We start from the raw sequence: 2,187 nt of genomic DNA, 5'->3' as shown, positions 1-2,187 counted from the left end.
GATACCAGATCCGATTGAACCGGAACCGTGGTGGTCGGTTCCGAGCCCGAGCGCCGAGCGAGGGTTCACGTTGCCCCTCGCTCGGCGCTCGGGCTCGGACCCGTACGCATCCCACAGATCCGGTATGAGCCCCCCAAGGCTGTATTGGTGAAGCACTCAGGGGCGGTCGCTCGTTGAGTGTTGGGTTCAGGGTCGGTGACGCACTCGGGGGGCTCACGCCCCCCGCTCGCCCAGAACCCAGCCGCGGCCCGCCCTCACTTCGCGTTCGCGAGCGCCTCGGCGCGGGCGGTCAGCGCCTTGACGTGGTCGGCGCGGCCCGGGAACCGGGCCTGCACCGCAGCCCGCTCCGCGTAGGTCTGCCACTCGCCCACCGCCGCCTTCCACGCGTCGGTCGCGTCCCGCTTCAACAGCTCGGCCCCGGGGCCGGTCGCCGCTTCGAGCCGGGCCTGCACCCGCTCGGCCTGCTCGTGCTTGCACAGCGCCAGCAGGAACGTCGCCTCGGCGTGGCCCAGCTCGGCCGTCACGCGGTCGATCATCAGTTGCACGAGCTGGCCGTTACGCTTCCAGTGGTCCTCGACGGCCGCGGCCGCGGCCTGCCGCGCCTCGGGGGTCGCGGCCAGCCCCTGCTGGTCGTACAGCTCGCGGGCCGCCTCGGCCCACGCGCGGATCTCGGGCTCGGCCCGCTGGTTGTTCCGGAGCCGCTCCAGTCCGTACCCGAACTGGTCCTGCCGGGTCACCAGGTCGACCGCCGCGTCCTGGAACTGCCCGCGCTCGATCCGCTCCCGCGGGTTCGGGTTCGACGGGTTGAAGAACGCGACCGCGTAGGCCTGCGCCATCAGCGCCCGGACCCGCTCGGCGGCCTCGTCGTTGCCCCGCAGTTCGGCCGGGATCGTGAGCACCTCCGACGGGAGCTGGCTCCGCGTGTACTGGTCGGTGAGGCGGCCGCCGGGCGGGTTGCGGTCGGTGCCGCCCTCGTCCACCGGGAGGAACGTGCGGAGCACCCGGCCGTAGGCGAACGGGTCGCCGGGCGGGTTCCAGTACGCCGGCTTCGGGTCTTGGAAGGCGTTCCGCAAGGAAACGGGGTCGACCGCGAGCCGCACCGGGAGTTCGCCCTTGAGCTGCTGTTCGAGGGTCGCGATCCGCGGGGCCAGCGCCGGCACCGGCACGGCGAGGAACGCGGTCGCACCCTTCGCCTCCTCGGCCGTGACGCCGCCCGCGTTCTCCCTGGCCTCGAACCACGCCTTGTGCGCGTCCGGGTTGGCCTTCAGTGCCGCGAGGGTCGCGGGGAACGCCGCGCCGCGCCACGGGTCGTAGAGCCGCACGTCACCGCCGACCCGCACGCCGACCGCCCAGAACGGGCCGCGGGGGGTGCCGGTGAGGAGCGTCTTCTTGTCGGCGGCGAACGCGGCGAACATCGCGGGCTGGTCCTTCGCCTCGGGCGGGCCGACGAGGCACCCGTCGAGCCCCATCTGCTGGAGCACCGCGAGGAACACGTACATGCGCTCGAGGCCCGAGCCGTAGCCGCGGCGCAGGGCGTAGGTCGGCGGCACCGGGGGCATCGCCTGACGCACGCCGGGCTGGCCGGGGACTGGGGCGGTCCACGAGTTCAGGTAGATGCTGCGGCACACCCACGCGAAGGCGCGGTCGGCGGCGGTGGCCGCGGCCTGGTCGGGGGTCGCCCCGACCTTGGGCGGCACTTCGAGCGACCGGGCCGCGTCGCGGAGGAACAGGCACTCGGCGAGGTACGCGGCGTCGCCGACGGTGTACGCCGACTCGCGGAGAACGGCCTGGTCGGCGTCGTTCAGTGGGACGAGCGCCGCGACGGCGGCGAGCGATTCGGGCGTGGCGGCGGCGGGCCGCGGCGCGTCCTGGGCGGCCTGGAGGTCGGTGTTGAGGAGCGCGAGGGCGGTCTTGGTGCCGGCCGCGTCGGGCTCCTTGCGGAGCCGCTTCCCGGCCGCCTCCCACGGCCGCACGACGGCCGCGGCCCCGTCGCCGCCCTCACTCTTCCGCGTGGCCGGCGGCCGCCCGCACCCCGGGAGCAGAGCGAGGGCGGTGGTCCCCACGACGAGGGCCAGGGCGGGAACGACTCGGTTCATCAGTGGCGTCTCGCGAAAGTATCGGGCACACGGCGGGGCCGGCGGCCCGGGCGAACCCTGAGCGCCAGCGAGGGGGTGAGGCGCACCCCCT

Annotated in this window: 1 protein-coding gene; it reads right to left on the bottom strand. The window is 74.5% G+C overall.

Going from position 1 to position 2,187, the window contains the following annotated elements:
* Positions 1-254: 254 nt before the first annotated feature.
* Positions 255-2,096 (bottom strand): hypothetical protein, encoded by a 1,842-nt coding sequence (locus ACTIGN_RS18705; protein WP_439626566.1) that lies wholly within the window; start codon positions 2,094-2,096, stop codon positions 255-257.
* Positions 2,097-2,187 lie beyond the last annotated feature (91 nt).

The sequence above is a fragment of the Gemmata sp. genome, assembly GCF_051859125.1.
Taxonomy (GTDB): Bacteria; Planctomycetota; Planctomycetia; order Gemmatales; family Gemmataceae; genus Gemmata.
This window is presented reverse-complemented; position numbering and strand designations above follow the sequence as displayed.